The sequence below is a fragment of the Streptomyces sp. NBC_01294 genome (genome assembly GCF_035917235.1).
GTDB lineage: Bacteria > Actinomycetota > Actinomycetes > Streptomycetales > Streptomycetaceae > Streptomyces > Streptomyces caledonius.
Genome location: NZ_CP108423.1, coordinates 335746 through 352466 on the forward strand (window position 1 = coordinate 335746; position 16721 = coordinate 352466).

Sequence of the window (16721 nt, forward strand, 5' to 3'; positions counted from 1 at the left end):
ATGACCACCGCCGCCCTCTCCTCGACTCCGGCCGGTGCCGGTACCAGTACCAGTACCAGTACCAGTACCGGTGAACTGTCCGTATGGCCCGCGTCCACGACCCCGCTTCCGCACGGCGACCTGGCCGTCGGCGGGGTGTCCCTGAGAGAGATCGCCGACCGGTTCGACACACCGGCCTACGTCCTGGACGAGGGCGAGGTCCGCGGGCGGTGCCGCAGGTACCGGGACGCCTTCCCCGGAGCGGACGTCCTCTACGCCGCCAAGGCCTTCCTCTCCCGCGCGATGGTGCGCTGGGTGGAGGAGGAAGGACTGGGCCTGGACGTCTGCTCCGCCGGTGAGCTGGAGCTCGCCGTCACCGCGGGGTTCCCGCCCGAGCGCATCGTGCTGCACGGCAACGCGAAGTCGCCGCGGGACATCGAGGCGGCGCTGCGGTTCGGGGTCGGCCGGATCGTCATCGACAGTCCGTCCGAGATCGCCCGGATCGCGGCCGCCGTCGGGCCCGAGGGGATCCAGAAGGTGACGGTGCGGGTGGTGCCGGGCGTCTCGGCCGGCGGCCACGAGAAGATCCGCACCGGTACGGAGGACCAGAAGTTCGGGCTCTCACTCACCGACGGGTCGGCGCAGGACGCCATCGCGCGCATACTCGGCCGGCGTCAGCTCGAACTGACGGGCCTGCACTGCCACATCGGCTCGCAGATCACCGAGGTGCAGCCCTACCTGGTGGCCCTGCGCCGCATGGTCGGCCTGATGGCCCGCATCCGCGACGCGCACGGCATCATCCTGCCGGAGCTGGACATGGGCGGCGGCCACGGCATCGCCTACCGGCCCGGCGAACCCGCCCTCGACCTCACCGCCCTCGCCCGCTGCCTCCGCGCCGAGGTCCGCGAGAGCTGCGCCGCCGCGGGTCTGACCGTGCCCCGGCTCGTCATCGAACCGGGGCGGGCCGTCGCCGGTCCCGCAGGGGTCGCCCTGTACCGCGTGCTCGCCGTCAAGCACACGGGCGAAACGGTCTTCGTCGCCGTCGACGGCGGCATGAGCGACAACCCGCGCCCCGCCCTGTACGGGGTGCGCTACGCACCCCGCCTGATCGGCCGCCACTCCACCGCCGACACCTGCACGGCCACGGTCGTCGGCCGGCACTGCGAGGCCGGGGACGTCCTCGCCGCAGACGTGGAGCTGCCGGGCGACATCCACCCCGGTGACCTGCTGGCCGTACCGGTGGCGGGCGCGTACCAGCTGTCCATGGCCTCCGGATACAACATGGTGGGGCGTCCTCCGGTGATCGCCGTCCACGAGGGCACGTCCCGCGTGCTGGTCAGGCGCGAGACGCTGGAGGACTTCCGCAGCAGGGACATCGGCGGCTAGGGGCGGTAGACGAGCTCGATCGCGATCGCGGTGATCACTCCCCAGACGCCGATGCCGAGCAGCCACAGGGCGTCCAGGACGGCGCCGGTGGCGATGAGGGTCAGGCCGGCCGCCGCGAGGACGAGTACGGTCCGGTGCATGGCGCGGTCGGGGCGGGAGCGAGTGGTCACATCAGTGAGAATCCCGCCGGACCCTTCCTGTGGCGAGGGTCCGGCGGGATTCCTGTCGGCGTCTTGACGCGGATGCTCAGCCGGCGTGGACGTGGGGGCGGCGGGCGCGGTCCGGTTCGGCCTCGCGGATGACCTCGCGGGTGACGGGGGCGACTTCGCGCTGGCCGAAGAGGCAGAACCGGAGGAAGTTGGCCATCGGGTTCCCTCGGTCCACTCGAAGCAGATGTGGGGGCGCTGCCCGGTCTCGTCGCGTACGTGGAGGAGGAGGGCGGCCGAGATGACGCCGAAGCCGATGGTCCAGCCGCGCTCGCGCGCCCGGCGGGCGGCGATGGTCACGGCGACGGCCGCCGAGGTGATCAGGACGAGGACACCGGTGGCGTACGCGCCGCCCTGAGCGTCCACGTCGGCGCCGAAGATCCAGGTCACCAGGAACGCGACCAGGGTGAAGGCGAGAGGCGATCGGCGATTGGCGTCGCTTCCCTGCTGCTCGCTGCCCTGCTCGCGCTGGACGCGGGCGTCGGCCGGCTCGACACGACCCGCGGCGCCCTCTGGACCGGCCTGGCCGCCCTCGTCTTCGTGATCCTGCTGCCGCCCCGGGTCTCCACCCGGCCCGGTCTGCTGAGCGCCCGCGGACTGCTGGTGACGGACACCGTCCGCACCGACTCCCCCGTCTCGATCCGGTGGTCCGACGGGGTGTCTCAGCGGATGATCCTCCGGGACACGGAAGGCGGCCGGGCCGTGATCGACCCGGCCGTCCTCGTCCGCGATCCCGCGATGTGGCGGCGTCTCGACACGGACACCCGCACGTCCGTCCGGCGCGGCACTCTGCTGTGCGGCGCGAGGGGCCCGTGGCGTAGTGGACGTACTCGCGGGTCAGGCGGAAGCCGGCCGACCAGGCCAGGAGGTGGCCGGGGCGGTTGTCCGCCCCCCTTGCGGTGGGCAGGAGTTCGGTTCGTTCGGGGCAGGGAAGTGGTGTCAGCGCGCCGACCGGGAAGGTTCCGGGCTCTCGGCCGGTCGGGCCGTGGCGCGCTTGGCGGTCACGATCACTCGTGCGGTGGTCACCGCGGTGAGCAGCAGCACCGCGACGAGGGCCAGGAGGGTGGCGGCGTCCGGATGGATGAGGGACTGTCCGCGCCACGCCTGCCAGGTCACCACCGCGACCAGCCCCGTGTAGCCGAGGGCGGCACTGCCGACCAGGCGGGCCCGTACCTTCTCGTCGCGCAGCCATACGTGCTCGGCGGCCAATGCGGCCAGTACCGCGGCGATCAGGAGGAGCACCTGGATGCCGTGCAGGGCGAAGAAGTGCGGTACCCGGAAGTCGCCCCCGGTCACGCTCCAGTTGGTGAGGGGCATGCCGTGGCCGTCGGGGTCACCGATGCCGTGGCCCTGGTACATCTGCACGGAGTGGCCGTTGGCGTCGGTCACCGTACGGGAGTGGATCTCGGTGACCATCCAGAAGACCGGCACGACCATGCCGAAGGTGGCGAGCGCGAGACCGGAGCGGATGGCACGGTTCAGCGCCGCTCCGCCCGTGCGCTGGATCAGGACGACGATCGCGAGGATCAACTGCGCGATGACGATGACCATCACGCCGAAGGTGAGGAGGGGAACCAGGGCCAAGGTGACCGGGTCGGTCTGGTCCGCGTTGAAGTGACTGAAGGTGCCGCGCGCCGCCTGGGCGGTGATGGCGCCCACCTCGACGGTGGCGGCTACCGCGAAGACGGTGCCCAGCCATCGTCCCAGCCGCCTGCCCCTGGTCAGCTTGGTCAGCAGCCATGCCAGCGTGACCGCGTAAAGGCCGAAGCCGAAGCCGAACTTGAGCGGCTTCACCCACACCGACTCGTCCAGCAGCATCCGTCCGTCGACGACGGTCCCGACGCCGGAGACGAGCACCAAGCCGAGCATGAGGGCGGCACAGACCACCAGCGGCCGGTGCCAGGCACGCACGTGCGTGAGTAAGGGCGTCATGAGAGCTCCGATCAGGCCGGCGAGCAGCCCGTGTCCGGGCCTGCTCAGATCACTTCGCTCGTTCGCGAATGACTGAACGCTAAATTGCATTCACTCTTTCGTCAATCAGAAAGGCGGCTAGATCAGAGATTGCGCAGGTAGGAGCGAGAATCTCTTGCAATGACCATGGAGGCGAATGCAAATACAACCTCAACGATGTTTGCAATGGGCTGGCCGCGAACGCAATACTGGCCACACCCGCGGACCTGATACGGAGGCAATGCCGATGCCCGGAGGCAGACTGACCCACCACGAACGACAGGAGATCGCCGAGGGGTTGAGGGAGGGACTCACCTACACCGACATCGCCGGCCGCCTGGACCGGCCCATCTCCACCGTCACCCGGGAGGTGGCCCGCAACGGCGGCCCCGCCGCCTATCGGGCCGACGCGGCACATCGCGCGACCACAGGACGCGCCCGCCGCCGCAAGCAGCCCGCGGCCCCGACCACCTCCCCGACCGTGAGCGACGTACACGGACGCGACCCGGAGGCCGTCCTCGAACTGGAGGAACAGTTCACGGAGATGATGATCGGCACGGGTCTCCCGCGAATGACCGCCCGGGTACTGACGTGCCTCTACGTCACCGATGGCGGCAGCCTGACCGCCACCGAGCTCGCTCAGCGCCTCCAGGTCAGCCCCGCCTCCGTCTCCAAGGCCGTCGGCGAACTCGAACAGCAGGAGCTCATCCGGCGCGAGCGCGACACCGGCCGACGACGCGACCGGTACGTCATCGACGCCGATGCCTGGTTCCGCGGCTGGATGGCCAGCGCCCGTCAGAACACCATGCTGGCCGACTTCGCCCTGCGCGGCGCCCAGGTCCTCGGTACCGCGACACCCGCCGGCACCCGGATGCAAGACATCGGCCACTTCTTCGAGCACGTCGGCCGGACCATGGTCAAGGCAGCCGAGGAATGGCGGCAGGCCGATGCCACGAGGCGAAGCACACCCGGCTGAGGCGCCGGCGGGGACGGGTGCCCCGGCCTCCTGGTCTCCTGGTCTCCTGGTCTCCTGGTCTCGCCCTACGACCGGTGCCCCCAGAGGCCGGCCAGGTGTGCGTGGAGGACGTCGTACGCCTCCTGCGAGGTGAGGTGGCCGATGAGGACGTGCGCGGTGAGGCCGTCCGCGAGGGCCAGTAGCGCGCGGGCCTCGCGTTGCGGATCGAGGGGCACGGCATGGCCGGCGCCCTCACCGGCTTCCGAGATGAGGCGGGTGAACGCCTCCTGCAAAGTGGCGTAGTTCGCCTTGAGCGTCCTCGCGAGCACCTCGCTGACCGTCGCCTGCGCAACGAAGGCGAGCCAGACCCTGGCCTCGGCCCGGTGTTCTTCCCGGAGCAGCGAGATCTCGGTGGCCGCGTACCCCAGGGCGGTGCCGGCCGACTGGGCAGGACTCCTGACGAGGCGGACTTGAACGCGCTCCATGATCCGCTCGCCGATGTACCCGAGAGCGAACACGAGCATCTCTTCCTTGGTGCGGAAGCACCGTTGAACGGCGCCCATCGACACTTGCGCGCGGGCCGCGACGTCGCGAAGGGTCACACCCTCCAGCCCCCGTTCGTCGGCGAGGTGGCAGACGGCCTCGGCGATGAGGCGGCGCCGGCCCACGTGATCCACCTGCCTGGGCATGCCTGGTCCCCTCCTCGTTGCACATCGCACGGCGCTCTGCTTGCGCAGCACTTTATCCGATGCGCTCGCATCGCTTCCAGGGGTACGGTTCGATTCCGATGCAAGCGCATCGGTACGGGATGGGGAGGGAACAGCCATGCAGGACGCCCTGTGGAAGATGCCGGCCGCCGCGCAGGCGGAGGCGGTGCGCAGCGCACAAGTCTCGGCGGTCGAACTGGTCGACAGCCACCTGGAGCGGATCGCCGAGGTCAACCCGCAGGTGAACGCGGTCACGCAGCTCCTGGCGGAGCGCGCACGTGAGGCCGCGGCACAGATGGACCGTCGGCGGGCCGCCGGTGAAGCGCTGGGGCCGCTCGCGGGCGTGCCCTTCACGGTGAAGGAGAGCACCGCGATCGAAGGCGTGCCGACCACGTTCGGCACGGAGCGTTTCCGCGATCTGGTGGCGCCGGCCGACGCGCCCCCCGTGGCTCGGCTGCGCGCGGCAGGGGCCATCCCCATCGGGCACAGCAACATCCCCACCCTGATCCTGGCGGGGATGCACACGCGCAGCGAGCTGTTCGGGGACACGGTCAACCCGTGGGACCGCAGCCGGACTCCGGGCGGCTCCAGCGGGGGCGACGCGGTGGCCGTGGCCACGGGCATGGCGGCGCTCGGGCTCGGCAACGACTCCGGCGGGTCGGTGCGCATCCCGGCCCAGTTCTGCGGTGTGGCCGGGCTGAAGCCGTCCACGGGCCGGTTCCCCGCCGACCACCGCATTCTCGGCCCGGACGACCCCGGCCCGGCGTCCCAGATCCTGGTCACCGACGGTCCGTTGGCCCGGAGCGTGGGCGATCTTCGGCTCGCTTACGAAGCGCTGGCCGGGACCGATCCGCGAGACCCGCGCGCCGTGCCGGTGCCGGCGTACGGCGAGCCGCTCTCCGGACGGGTGAAGGTCGCGGTGGTGGCGGATCCTGGCGGGCACGGCGTCCACCCGACGATTCGCGGAGCCGTCGCGACCGCGGCCGACGCGCTCCGCGACGCCGGGTACGACGTGCGCGAGGTGCAGGACGTACCGCGGATGGACGAGGCCCTGGAGGCGTACGGCCGGATCACCGTGACCGAGTTCGCCCCGACCTGGCCGGTGGTGCGCAAACTGCTCGGCGAGGGCGGGGACCGCTATATCGAGATGATGATGGAGCAGACTCCGCCCGCGAGCGCGGACGAGTTCATGAAGTTGATGGGCACCTGGATGAACATCCGCCGCTCGTGGGCCGAATTCCTCGACGACTACCCGCTGTTGCTCGGCCCGGTCTTCACCGAGCCGCCGGTCGAGCCGGGGCTGGAGTCGCGTGACAGGTCTGGCAGGGACCGGGTCGGGTCGGGAATGCGTCTGTGCACCGTGACGAGTTTCGTGGGCGTACCCGGTGTGGCCGTACCGACCGGGATGGCCGACGGGCTCCCCTGCGGAGTACAGATCGTCGGGCGCGCGTTCCGGGAAGACCTGTGCCTGGGCGCGGCCCAGGCGATCGAGGACCGGCTCGGAGTCCTCACACCGGTCGACCCGCGCGCGGGAGTCCGGGCCGATTGAGCCCTTGGACCACGGAGGGCTCGCGCACCATCGGCTCCTCCGACGACCGACCTCCGCGAGGGCCGCGTCAACATCGCGTCAGCGCATCGTGTCGTCGCGCAGCACGGCGATCCGTTCCATGGTCTGTGGTCGGTGGGGTGCCGAGGCAATGCCCAGCAGCCGTGTCCGCTTCTCGCAGTCCCAGAGCGACTCGGTGTACGCGTCGTCCAGCCCGGTCGGGTCGATCGCGGCGAGCGCTTGCAGGTAGCCGGCCCGTTCGTACGAGTGCGGGGTGTGCAGCCAGTAGGCCCGCAGGACGGGAACGGCGTCGGCGGCTTCGGGTCCGAAGCGGGCCAGCCGCTTCGCCGTCTCGTCGGGGCCGCACCAGACGCGTGCCTCCCACTGGTCGGCGAGTTCGGCCACGAGCCCCGGTATCGCCTCGGGGCCGGGGTGGTCGGCCAGGACGTCCGTCCCCAGCCGGGACAGCCACTCCCGCTCGTCCACGGCCCACCCGCGGGCCGCCGGCACCGCGAGGGCTCCCAGTCGGTCGACCGCCCGCCGGAGGAAGGGCAGGGGCCGACGGCCGTTCCCGGTGCCGAGTGAGGGCACCAGCGGGAGCAGTCCCTCGGCCGGCTCCCGGCCGGCCAGCGCCCGCAGTGCGTCGGCCTTCGTGCCGGAGGTCGTGCCGGAGGTCGTGCCGGACTCCGTGTCGTCGGCGGCCAGCAGAAGGAGCAGCTCCTCGTCGCTCAGCCCGTCCAGCGAGGGTCGCGGAGGAAACCGCCGGCCCGGCACCTCGAGCCCGAACCGGCTCCACGGCTCGAAGGACCACGGAAGATCCTCCTCCCCGCCGATCCGGGCCCGCGCGACGTCGCCCAGGTCCTCCCACCACTCGCCCGGCCAGCTGTCCGCGACCGACTCCAGTACGCGGGCCCAGTGCTCACCCTCCCGTACGTACGTCCGAAGCCCCTCGCGGGCCTCGTCCGAACCGGCGACGGCGAGCAGCACCAGCACGTCGGCCGCCCGCGACCACTCCTCCTCGTCCCCCGCCAGCTGGTCGACGACCGGCTTCGGCGACAGGTTCAAGTCCCGGATCAGCCGCGCCTGGTAGAGGTAGCGGATGTCGGTCTGGTAGTCCTAATTCCAGTCCCGGCGGATCCCGTCGTACACGAACGCGGCGGCCTCGTCCGCATCCTGGTGCGCCCGTATCGCGCCCAGGCCGCGCCCCCGCTGCAGCAGGCCCTCCAGGCAGTCGTGGGAGGCGTATGAAAGGGTGCGGGACGTCTCGTCGTGGTAGCTCATCACCCCGCACCCTGCCCGAACGATTGCCGTCGGCGGCGTCTCGGTCTCGGCCTGTTGCAACACCCGACACCGATGCGGCCGTTGCCACGCTTCCGGATCCGTCGGTATGCCCGCTGACGGGCGGGAACGGCGTTGCAAGGACTGCCCCGTGGTGCCAGATGTCCGCCAACGTTGCCGATATCCCTGTTGCCCGGGCGCAACGGTCCGTTCACGTTCCATGCTGTGGGTCTCTCCTCCGGCTTCTGCCGGAAGAGCCGTGGAGCGCCCGGTCCGGCCTGGTGCGAATTTCAAGACGAGGGACGTGATGGACCATTCACTGTTGTCGCTGCGGGCGGCTCTGGTGCTCTTGCTGGCAGCCCTGGCAGGAGCCGTCGCCGGCGTGCTGACGGCATTCGCCGGCGAAGGGACGGCCCGCAGCCTGCTGTGCGGTCTGGCGGCCGCCGGCCTCGCGGTGCCGTTCTTCAATCGGCTGGTCGCGGCGGACTCCGAGGGGCAGTCCCCCTCCCGGAAGGGCGCCGGGAGGGGGAACCGTCGTGGGTGAACTCCGGCCGCTCGGGCACGCTCTACCGCAGGAAGCCCGGGCTCTGGCACAGGCGTTACGGGAACTGTTCGACGGGCTGGACGTCTCGGTGCGCAGGTATGCTGCCCGCCGGACCCGTGATCCGGGCACGCTCTCCCGCTACCTGAGCGGAACCCGAGTGCCTCCTTGGGAGGTGGTGATGGATCTGTTCACCGACCTCGCCGAGCACCGGGGGCTGAGCGCCACCCCCGAGGCCATCGAGCTCCTACGCGGCCTGCACCGCGCCGCCCTCACCGTCAGCACCTCGCCCAAGCACGCCATGGAAGTACTGGAACAGCAGCTCGCCGACGCCGACAGGGTCTCGCGCCGCTCTACCGTCCGCGGCGACGTACTGGGGGACGCCCTGCTGGATCGCCAGCACCGCATCGCCGACCTGGAAGTGCGCCTGAACCACCTGGAAGCCGAATGGAGCACCGAGCGGGAACGGGCGGACCGCCTGGCGGCCGCCCACCCCGACGTCTCCGAACTCCTTCGGGAACGGGACACCCTGCAGGACGAAGTGGCCCGGCTCTGCACGGAGCTGCTCGCCGCCCAGAAGCAGCACAGCGAAGCGGAAGAACGGTGCGCGCTCCTGGAACGGCAGCTCGAGGCCGTCGAACAGGTTCAGCAGACCGCGGTCCCCCTGCCCGCCACCGGGCCGGCGCCCAAGGGCATGCCCAAGATCCTCGTGGTGGACGATCAGCCCAACAACCTGCTCGCCATGAGCGCCGTACTGTCCACCCTCGACCAGGAACTCGTCGCCGTCTCCTCGGGGCGCGAAGCACTCAAAGCCCTCCTGGACCACGACGACTTCGCGGTCATCATCATGGACGTGCAGATGCCCGACATGGACGGCTACGAGACCGCCGCGCACATCAAACGCCGACCACGCACCCGTGACGTGCCGATCATCTTCCTCACCGCGATGGGCACGGATCCCGAACACTCCGCCCGCGGTTACGCCGCCGGAGCGGTCGACTACATCGCCAAGCCCTTCGACCCCTGGGTCCTGCGGGCCAAGGTTGCCGTCTTCACCAGCATCTATCTCGAACGCCACCCGTGACGCCCGTTCAGCCGCCTGGATCGTCCTCGCCCTCGCCGCTCCCGTCGACCACGCGGCGGCCCTCCTCGCTCTCCCCGCCTTCGGCGGGATCGCCGAGCGTCTGATCGACAAGCCGCGGTCGGCGGTCAGCGGAGGTTGCGTAGCCGCTGTACCTGACGGGTCATGAGCTCGGTGGGGAACTCCATGGTTTCCACCGAGGGGGACGGCTCCAGCTCGAACTCGGCGATCACCGAGCCGATCCGCACCACCGTGGACCTGCGGATGGTGCGGATCTCCTTCGCGTCGGGGTTGATGTCACTGACATCGGTCCAGGACGTCAGGGTGTAGGCCACGGCCTCGTCGCCCTGCGCGGGCGCCCGTCCCTCGGCGAGGGTGGTACGTGTGCCGACGCCGGCGCCGGGCGTGCGGAACTCGCGGCAGCCCTGCAGGCCCTTGCGGAGCCGGTTGAACTCCGCGGCGGCCGCGGCCGGTCCGGGGTGGGCGGTGAGTGTGGTCGCGCCGGTCCACTCGAGATTCTCCTCGCTGCGGAAGGTCTGGACCACGGTCGTGGGCTGCGACCTGTCCCGGTACGGGTCGACGATCAGCACGCAATCGGGAACGCTGATGGACTTGGGGGCCCACGCCAGGTCGCGTGCGTACACCTTCTTCTCGCTGGATCCGGCGGGGCCGATCTCGCCGTCCGGCAGGGCGGCCGTGAGCAGTTCGGCGGCGTCGAGCGGGCGGGTTGCGGGTGGCGGCACCGGCGTGGAGGGTGCGCCGCCCCCCGCGGCGGTGGCCGTGGCCTGGAGCGGTTTCGGAGCCGCGGGACCGGCCGGGTCCGCGGCGGTGCAGCCCGCGGTCAGGGCCGCCGCCAGCAGCAGCCCCGCGGCCGCCTTGCCTCGTCTGCCGTCTGGTCTGCCGCCCGCGATGTTCATGCGTTCTCCCTGGTGGATCAGGTACGTCCGGGATGCGACTCGCGCGGCGGGCGGAAGGTTGTACTGGTCCGGTGAACGGTCGTCCTCACGGTGCAGCGCGGTGTCGGTGTGCGCTGGACAGGTGACGGTTGTTGACGGAGCCCGCGGGCGGCGGCAAAATTGCCGATTGCGTGGCCTACGCCGAACCTCCCTCGACCGTCCCCGGCACGGTCTCCCTTCGGAGGCAAAGGGACCAGCGTCTCAGGCCGTTGTTGCAGCCCGATCGCCTCGGGCGAGGTTGCCGGGGGGCCGTCGCTCAAGGCGTGGAAGGCAGCGATGACAGCCCGCAGGCGTCGTGAGTCGCGTGCGGGCATCTGCGCCGAGCACCAGGTGACCGACCCACGCGGCGTGGAGCGAACGGCGGCCCTCCAGTCGTGCCCTGGCCGGATCACCCGAGCCGGACCGGGTTGTTGTGGCGGGTCGGGTGCACCCCGGCCCGCCACAGCCACCTGTCTCGTTACACCCCGAAGTCGGCGGTGATGCCGGCCAGGCCGGAGGCGTAGCCCTGTCCGACGGCGCGGAACTTCCACTCCGCGCCGTTGCGGTAGAGCTCGCCGAAGATCATCGCGGTCTCGGTGGCAGCGTCCTCGGAGAGGTCGTAGCGGGCGAGTTCGGCGCCGTCGGCCTGGTTGACGACTCGGATGAAGGCGTTGCGGACCTGACCGAAGCTGTGGCCGCGGCTCTCGGCCTCGTGGATGGAGACGGGGAAGGTGATCTTCGAGACGTCCGCGGGGACGGCGGCGAGGTTGACCTTGATGACCTCGTCGTCACCCTCGCCCTCACCCGTGAGGTTGTCCCCGGTGTGCTCGACCGAACCGTCCGGGCTCTTGAGGTTGTTGTAGAACACGAAGTTGCCGCTGGAGGCGACCTTGCCCGACTCGCCGACGAGCAGCGCGCTCGCGTCGAGGTCGTAGTCGGTGCCGGTGGTCGTGCGGACGTCCCAGCCCAGGCCGACCAGTACCGCGGTCAGACCGGGAGCCTCCTTGCTCAGCGAGACATTGCCGCCCTTGGACAGGCTCACACCCATGTCGCATCCCTCTCGTGTCCGGGCATCGGGACGCAGGGGTTCCGATGCACCAGGTGTCGGAGCCTGGAATCTACATTGCGTGGAAATATTGTGTGTGACCCACGCGGACACGGAGCGGCCCCCCTTGAGGCCGCCACCCCGCTGTGGTGGCGGACCGGGCAGACGTTTGCCCCGCCCTGCCGGTCTGCCCTGCCCTGCCCTGCCCTGCCGCGACACGCGGGCCTTGTCGGCGGGTCAGACTCGGGGCGCGATCTCTTCGAGGTCGTCGATGGTGCCGGACATGATGGTCCGGACGTGTGCGGTGAGGTGTTCCGCGGGCCAGTCCCACCATGCGAGGGAGAGCAGGCGGGCGATGTCGTCGTCGTTGTACCGGGTGCGGATGAGCCTGGCCGGGTTGCCGCCGACGATGCCGTAGTCAGGGACGTCGTCGACGACGACAGCGCCGGAGGCGATGATCGCGCCGTGCCCGATGCGCACTCCGGGCATGACCATGGTGCCGTAGCCGAACCAGACGTCGTTGCCGACGACCGTGTCTCCCCTGCCGGGCAGGCCGGTGAGCAGGTCGAAGTGGTCGGCCCAGGAGCCGCCCATGATGGGGAAGGGGAACGTGGAGGGGCCGTCCATACGGTGGTTGGCGCCGTTCATGATGAACCGCACCCCCGTGCCCAGCGCGCAGAACTTCCCGATGACGAGTCGCTCCGGCCCGTAGTGGTAGAGCACGTTCCGGGTCTCGAACGCGGTCGGGTCCTCCGGATCGTCGTAGTAGGAGTACTCCCCGACCTCGATCAGCTCGGAGGTCACCAGCGGCTTCAGCAACACCACGCGCGGCTGGTCGGGAAAGGGGTGAAGCGCCGTCGGGTCCGCGGGGAGGTGGTCCATGACAGTCCCTTTCGGCTCGGCATGCGCTGGCGGACCCCCTCCGTCCTGGTGATCAGCCGGGTGACCCGCTGCCGCTCGGAGGGGTCGACGGTGCCGTCGGCGGCGGCGACGCGGGCGTACATCACCCTACTGGCGCCACGGCCCACCGCAGGGCCTGGACGGCGTACAGCGCGCCGAGGCCGGCGGCGAGGGCGCCGAGGAGCAGGCACAGGGCGGCTTCGGGGAGGTGGGACTGAAGGCGGGCGCCGAGGTAGCCGCCGATCAGTCCGCCGAGGCCGCAGGCCAGGCCCAGCCACCAGTCGGGCGCGACGGCGCCGGGGCTCGTCAGGGCCAGTACGGCGTAGGCGGCGGCCCCGGCGACGGAGGTGGTGAAGGTGGCGGCGAGCGTGGCCGGTGCGATGCGTGCCATGGGCATGCCGCGCGCGGCGAGGATGGGCCCTAGCAGGGAACCGCCTCCGATCCCGTAGATCCCGCCCACCACCCCGACCGTCAGGGCCAGGCCGGCGAGCACGGGCGCCGACGGATCGGCCGCGTCGGGACCCGCGTCGGGGTGCTGACGGGCCGGGCGCAGGGTGCGGAGGCACAGCCACGCTCCGAGGGGCAGCAGGAGGGCGGCGACCAGTACGCGGAAGACGTCCGGGCCGGGGAGGGCGAAGACGCGGACCGCGGCGCCGACGATGACGCCGGGCAGCGTCCAGAGAACCAGGCGCCGCGCCAGTCCGCCGCCCAGAGCGCCGTCGCGGCGGTACCGCCAGAGAGCGCCGGGCCCGGCCACCACGTTGAACAGCAGGTTCGTCGGCGTGACCGCGGGGCTGGGCACACCGAGGACACTGAGCTGGACCGGGAGCAGGAACACCGCCCCGGACACGCCGACCGGCGCGGTCACCGTCGAGATCAGCAGGCCGGCCGCCAGCCCAGCCCAGATCGTCCAGTCCACCGCTGCCCCCACCGCTCCTCGATCGCGGGGTCAGTATCGACGGACCTGGCCGCAAAGGCGCAGGCCGGCAACGAGATGTTCACGAACAGCAGCTGCCGTCCGGATGCCCACTGCGACGGGTGTCCCGTCCCGGCCTGCCTGGCCGCCGCGGGTCCGTGACCGAGGTCCGGATCGTGGTTACTGTGTGTGAGCTTCGGCTGAGCGGGTGCCGCTGGGTTGCCGCGGCTTCGGTGGCCTGTGTGCGGGACGGCGATCTCGTCGTGGCGGCCGAGCGTGGGGGCCTCGATCGAGCGGACCGGGCGCGTCTGAGGCGCCGGCGGCTGATCACCGAGCGTGAGCGGTAGGTACTGTCGCAGCCGAGGTCTTTTTACACCGATATGATGCATTCTGTGATCAGGCCAAGACGGTCGGGGCGCCATCGCCCTCTCTACGGACGCCGGTGGGACGCAGCGCTGCTGTCACCGGTGATCGTTACCGTCCTCATCACCGCCCTGGCGTTCTCCACGCCGAGGGAGTTCGCCTTCAGCCGGCTCCTTCCTGCCGCACCCGCCCTCGCCGCCGCGATGTGGCCGGTGCTCCCCACGATCCTGCTGGGGACGTTCTGCCTGATGGCCATGATCGGCCTGAGCTTCGCCTACACCGACCTGGGGACGCCCTACACGGCGGCTGCGATCATCGCGGTCACCTTGGCGGCCGCCTACGCGAGCCATGTCCGGCTCCAACGCGAGAAAACGCTCCTCCACGTCCGGCTCGTCGCCGACGCGGCCCAGAAGGTACTGCTGCGCCCGCTGCCGCGCCGCATCGAGGACGTCGAGATCGAGTCGCTGTATGTGGCGGCCCAGGAGCAGGCCCGGATCGGCGGAGACTTCTACGAGGCGGTCGACACGCCGTTCGGGGTCCGGCTGCTCATCGGCGACGTGCGCGGCAAGGGCCTGTCCGCGGTGGGGGCGGCCTCAGCGGTGATCAACAGCTTCAGGGAGGCCGTGTACGACGAACCCGATCTGCGGGGCGTCGTCCATCGCCTGGAGGCCAGCATCTCCCGCCACAGCGCCGCGTTCCCCGCCCTGGACCTGCCCGAGCGCTTCGCGACCGCTCTCCTCGCGGAGATCCCGCACGGCGGAGGCCGCGTCAGAATTCTCAACTGCGGGCACCCGCCGCCCCTGCTCGTGCGCCGCGGCGAGATCCGCGTCGTAGAGCCCACCACCCCCTCTCCGCCCCTCAACCTCGCGTCGCTCATCGGCGACCACTACTGCGTCGACACCCTCATGTTCACTCCGGGTGACCAGCTGCTGCTCTACACGGACGGTGTCACGGAGACGAGGGACCGCGACGGCGAGTTCTTCCCGCTGCCGGAGTGGATGCGCGAGCAGAGCCCGGCGCCGCCCCGCGAACTGCTCGAGCGGCTTCATCGGGCCCTGCTCCACCACAGTGACGGACGGCTCGACGACGACATCGCGATCCTTGCCGTGCGGTCCTCGAACACCCGGGCCCGAGAGCAGCCCGTATAGCCGGCGGGAAGCACGGGGGATCCGATCGACGGGAGCCAGGAGCGGGCGGACAGGCAGGCGGGCGTCGGTCGGTCGCCCGGTCAGGTGCGCGGGCGGCGGCGGAGCTGCGGGTCGGACAGTGCGGGAGGCACGTATCCGGCGTCCCGGGTGGACAGGTTGGTGCCCGGCGGCACGATCTTGTCGATGCGGTCGAGCACGTCCGTGCCGAGTCGTACCCGGTCGGCGCCCAGCTGGCTCTCCAGCTGCTCGAAGGTGCGCGGCCCGATGATGGCCGAGGTGACGGCGGGGTGCTCCAGGACGAAGGCCAGGGCGAGGTGGACCAGGGTCAGTCCGGCCTCCTCCGCGAGCTGGGCCAGGGCCTCGGCGGCGTCCAGCTTGGCCGCGTTCTCGGGGTCGGCGATGTCGAAGCGCGCGGCCTGCCGGTCGATCCGGCTGGACGAGGGCTGTTCGGCACCCTTGCGGTAGCGGCCGGACAGCCAGCCGCCGGCGAGGGGGCTCCAGCTGAGCACTCCGAGCCCGTACCGCTGGGCGACGGGCAGCACCTCGCGCTCGATGCCCCGCGCGAGCAGCGAGTACGGGGGCTGCTCGGCCACCACCCGTTCGCGGCCCCGGCGCTCGGCGAGCCACTGGCCCTCGACGATCGCGGAGGGCTCGAAGGTGGAGGTGCCGATGTAGCGGATCTTGCCCTGGTGGACGAGGTCGCTGAGTGCGCCCAGCGTCTCGTCGAAGTCGTTCTCCGGCTCGGGCCGGTGCACCTGGTAGAGGTCGATCCAGTCGGTGCCGAGCCGGCGCAGGCTGTTCTCCACCTCGCGGATGATCCAGCGCCGGCTGTTGCCCTGCTCGTTGGGGTCCGTACCGAGGCTGCCGTGGAACTTGGTGGCCAGCACCACCTGGTCCCGGCGGCCGCCGGCGAGCGCCTTGCCGACGATGCTCTCCGACTCCCCGGCCGAGTACACGTCGGCCGTGTCGACGAAATTGATGCCCGAGTCGAGGGCCCGGTGGATGATGCGGACGCTGTCGGCGTGGTCGGTGTTGCCGCGGGCCCCGAACATCATGGTGCCCAGACAGAGCGGGCTCACCTTGACGCCGGTGCGTCCGAGCAGGCGGTATGCGGTCATCGTGCACTCCCGTTGACGAGTTGATCGGTAAGGGTGTCGGCCGGAACCGGACGGGTGCCGACGGTGCCCGTCCGGTAGGTGTCCCACAGGCGCCGGTACGGCCCCTGTGCGGCCAGCAGTTGGGCATGGGTGCCGGTCTCGACCACGGTCCCGCCGTCGAGGACCACCACGCGGTCCGCGCGGGCCGCCGTGGTGAGGCGGTGGGCGACCACGACGGTGGTGCGGCGCCGGGTGAGCGCCTCGACGGCGGCGGTGACCCGGCGTTCGGTGGCGAGGTCGAGCGACGCGGTCGCCTCGTCGAGCAGCAGGATGTCGGGGTCGACGAGCTCGGCCCGGGCGAGGGCGAGCAGTTGGCGCTGGCCCGCGGAGAGGCCCCGGCCGCGTTCCCCGACCTGGGTGAGGTACCCGTGCGCGAGTCCGGCCACCATCTCGTGGGCTCCGACGGCCCGGGCGGCGGCCTCCACCTCCGTGTCGGTGGCGTCCGGCCGGCCGTAGCTCCGCCGAACCGCAGCAGGGCGGCGAAGGCGTCGTTGCGCAGGTCGTACTGGACGCCGAGGGAGAGGCGTCCCGAGCGGTAGCGGCGGACGTAGGACACCCCGAAGCGGACCGCTCCGACGCAGGCCAGGAGCACGATCCAGGGTGCGAGGGCTCCGCCGTCGCGGGCGGC

General features: G+C 71.2%; 16 protein-coding genes and 2 pseudogenes. 6 read left to right on the plus strand and 12 right to left on the minus strand.

Annotated elements, in window-relative coordinates:
• Entirely contained in the window at window positions 1-1365 is a 1365-nt protein-coding gene (gene lysA / locus OG534_RS01710; RefSeq protein ID WP_326586271.1) for a diaminopimelate decarboxylase, read from the plus strand.
• On the opposite strand, the gene OG534_RS01715 is transcribed toward lysA, so the two are convergent.
• The 3 genes and pseudogenes from OG534_RS01715 to OG534_RS01725 form a co-directional block, all read right to left on the minus strand.
• Window positions 1362-1535, minus strand: coding sequence for a hypothetical protein (locus OG534_RS01715; RefSeq protein ID WP_326586272.1), 174 nt, complete (start codon window positions 1533-1535; stop codon window positions 1362-1364). The genes lysA and OG534_RS01715 overlap by 4 nt on opposite strands.
• A 76-nt stretch (window positions 1536-1611) precedes the next feature.
• A pseudogene (locus tag OG534_RS01720) lies at window positions 1612-2093 on the minus strand (hypothetical protein); the annotation flags it as partial.
• A 417-nt stretch (window positions 2094-2510) separates the two neighbouring features.
• Window positions 2511-3503 (minus strand): hypothetical protein, encoded by a 993-nt coding sequence (locus OG534_RS01725; protein WP_326586273.1) that lies wholly within the window; start codon window positions 3501-3503, stop codon window positions 2511-2513.
• 265 nt (window positions 3504-3768) lie between these two features.
• Between OG534_RS01725 and OG534_RS01730 the strand changes: the two genes are divergently transcribed.
• Window positions 3769-4497, plus strand: coding sequence for a GbsR/MarR family transcriptional regulator (locus tag OG534_RS01730; RefSeq protein ID WP_326586274.1), 729 nt, complete (start codon window positions 3769-3771; stop codon window positions 4495-4497).
• A 65-nt stretch (window positions 4498-4562) separates the two neighbouring features.
• On the opposite strand, the gene OG534_RS01735 is transcribed toward OG534_RS01730, so the two are convergent.
• A complete protein-coding gene (locus OG534_RS01735; protein ID WP_326586275.1) occupies window positions 4563-5165 on the minus strand; it encodes a TetR/AcrR family transcriptional regulator in 603 nt (200 codons plus the stop codon).
• A gap of 136 nt (window positions 5166-5301) precedes the next feature.
• On the opposite strand from OG534_RS01735, the gene OG534_RS01740 reads away from it, so the two are divergent.
• Window positions 5302-6732 (plus strand): amidase, encoded by a 1431-nt coding sequence (locus OG534_RS01740; protein ID WP_326586276.1) that lies wholly within the window; start codon window positions 5302-5304, stop codon window positions 6730-6732.
• 78 nt (window positions 6733-6810) lie between these two features.
• Here the strand turns inward: OG534_RS01740 and OG534_RS01745 are convergent, their stop codons facing one another.
• Window positions 6811-7794, minus strand: a complete 984-nt coding sequence (locus OG534_RS01745) for a hypothetical protein (protein ID WP_326586277.1) — start codon at window positions 7792-7794, stop codon at window positions 6811-6813.
• Between the two features lie 51 nt (window positions 7795-7845).
• On the minus strand, window positions 7846-8010 hold the full coding sequence (locus OG534_RS01750; protein WP_326586278.1) for a hypothetical protein: 165 nt from the start codon (window positions 8008-8010) through the stop codon (window positions 7846-7848).
• A 304-nt stretch (window positions 8011-8314) separates the two neighbouring features.
• Between OG534_RS01750 and OG534_RS01755 the strand changes: the two genes are divergently transcribed.
• Together OG534_RS01755 and OG534_RS01760 are read left to right on the plus strand one after the other, a co-directional pair.
• Complete coding sequence (locus tag OG534_RS01755) at window positions 8315-8551, plus strand: hypothetical protein (protein WP_326586279.1); 237 nt, start codon at window positions 8315-8317, stop codon at window positions 8549-8551.
• The gene (locus OG534_RS01760) at window positions 8544-9632 is read left to right on the plus strand and encodes a response regulator (protein ID WP_326586280.1); all 1089 of its coding nucleotides are present in this window, start codon (window positions 8544-8546) and stop codon (window positions 9630-9632) included. The genes OG534_RS01755 and OG534_RS01760 overlap by 8 nt, the downstream gene beginning before the upstream one ends.
• A 125-nt stretch (window positions 9633-9757) precedes the next feature.
• Here the strand turns inward: OG534_RS01760 and OG534_RS01765 are convergent, their stop codons facing one another.
• The 4 genes from OG534_RS01765 to OG534_RS01780 all read right to left on the minus strand — a co-directional run bounded on the left by OG534_RS01765 (window position 9758) and on the right by OG534_RS01780 (window position 13428).
• Complete coding sequence (locus tag OG534_RS01765) at window positions 9758-10546, minus strand: hypothetical protein (protein ID WP_326586281.1); 789 nt, start codon at window positions 10544-10546, stop codon at window positions 9758-9760.
• A 496-nt stretch (window positions 10547-11042) separates the two neighbouring features.
• Window positions 11043-11612 (minus strand): TerD family protein, encoded by a 570-nt coding sequence (locus OG534_RS01770; protein ID WP_326586282.1) that lies wholly within the window; start codon window positions 11610-11612, stop codon window positions 11043-11045.
• 234 nt (window positions 11613-11846) lie between these two features.
• Window positions 11847-12491 carry a CatB-related O-acetyltransferase gene (locus OG534_RS01775; protein ID WP_326586283.1) on the minus strand — a complete coding sequence of 215 codons (645 nt, stop codon included), beginning with the start codon at window positions 12489-12491 and terminating at the stop codon, window positions 11847-11849.
• 121 nt (window positions 12492-12612) lie between these two features.
• Complete coding sequence (locus OG534_RS01780) at window positions 12613-13428, minus strand: sulfite exporter TauE/SafE family protein (RefSeq protein WP_326593416.1); 816 nt, start codon at window positions 13426-13428, stop codon at window positions 12613-12615.
• A gap of 464 nt (window positions 13429-13892) precedes the next feature.
• Here OG534_RS01780 and OG534_RS01785 point away from each other — a divergent pair, with 464 nt between their 5' ends.
• Window positions 13893-14936 (plus strand): PP2C family protein-serine/threonine phosphatase, encoded by a 1044-nt coding sequence (locus OG534_RS01785; protein WP_326586284.1) that lies wholly within the window; start codon window positions 13893-13895, stop codon window positions 14934-14936.
• 80 nt (window positions 14937-15016) lie between these two features.
• Here the strand turns inward: OG534_RS01785 and OG534_RS01790 are convergent, their stop codons facing one another.
• Entirely contained in the window at window positions 15017-16054 is a 1038-nt protein-coding gene (locus OG534_RS01790) for an aldo/keto reductase (RefSeq protein WP_326586285.1), read from the minus strand.
• Window positions 16051-16551: pseudogene (locus OG534_RS01795) on the minus strand (ATP-binding cassette domain-containing protein); the annotation flags it as partial. The gene OG534_RS01790 and the pseudogene OG534_RS01795, both read right to left, overlap by 4 nt.
• Between the last annotated feature and the right edge of the window lie 170 nt (window positions 16552-16721).